General features: G+C 38.0%; 1 protein-coding gene. It reads right to left on the bottom strand.

The window, feature by feature from the left end; all coding sequences use genetic code 11:
• Positions 1 to 82 precede the first annotated feature (82 nt).
• On the bottom strand, positions 83 to 876 hold a 794-nt coding region (locus HMPREF2613_RS04850; protein WP_070479401.1), incomplete at its 5' end, for a site-specific integrase.

The following is an 876-nucleotide window of genomic DNA, read 5'->3' as shown; positions in this document are numbered from 1 at the left end:
ATAGTCAATTATACCGAAATCATTCTATAATCGTTGATACATAAGGGTTTTATGTATCGCTGTTTTAATTTTATGGACTTTTTTAAGAACTTTTTATTTTTTCTAGGGCAGTTTCAAAGAATGAGACTGCTCTTTTTTGGTTCTCTTTTGATAAATGGCTGTAAGTGTCCATAGTTACAGATATTTTTGCATGGCCAAGCCGTGTCTGTATCTCCTTGTATGGCAGGCCAGCATTAAGCAAGATACTAGCGTGAGTGTGGCGGAAAGCATGAAAGCCTAAATCAGTACAGTTAGCGTTTTTTAAGTGCTTATGTAGGCGATAATCAACCTTTCGAGTATTGACATAGTTGTCAAAGCTATCAGAGAATACTTTCTCATAGGTTAAGCCAATGTTTCTACCGTTTTCTGCTTGTCTTGCTCGGTAGAGGCGAAGCATGAGCACTGTTTTATGATCGATATCTAGAACTCTATAGCTTGATTTTGTCTTAGGACCGTTTACCTGGTTTAAAATGTTGAGTGTTTTGTTAATATCAATCGTTCCGTTCTGCAGATCAATATCAGACCATTCCAGGGCCAGACATTCACGGATGCGCAGTCCAGTAGCTAGGAGCGTTTTATAAAGCACAGTATCATAGAAATTGACAAAGGTATTCTCCAGGTTATCGAGATAGGAGAGGAAGCTTTTAAGTTCCTGATCTTGAAAGTATTTAATTTCTTGTTTATCTCTTGTTATCTTTCTAGGAATGACAACATCACGAGCAGGGTTATTGTCCAATGATTGGATAGAAACCCCATACTGTAGAATACGTTTATTTAAGGCGTGAAGGTGATTGTATTCTTTATACCCCGTTCCGTCTTGATTGTACTCATCCGCCC

It is taken from the genome of Streptococcus sp. HMSC070B10 (assembly GCF_001808665.1).
Taxonomy (GTDB): Bacteria; Bacillota; Bacilli; order Lactobacillales; family Streptococcaceae; genus Streptococcus.
Note: the sequence above shows the minus strand (reverse complement) of the source record. Positions and strands in the feature narration are given on the sequence as shown.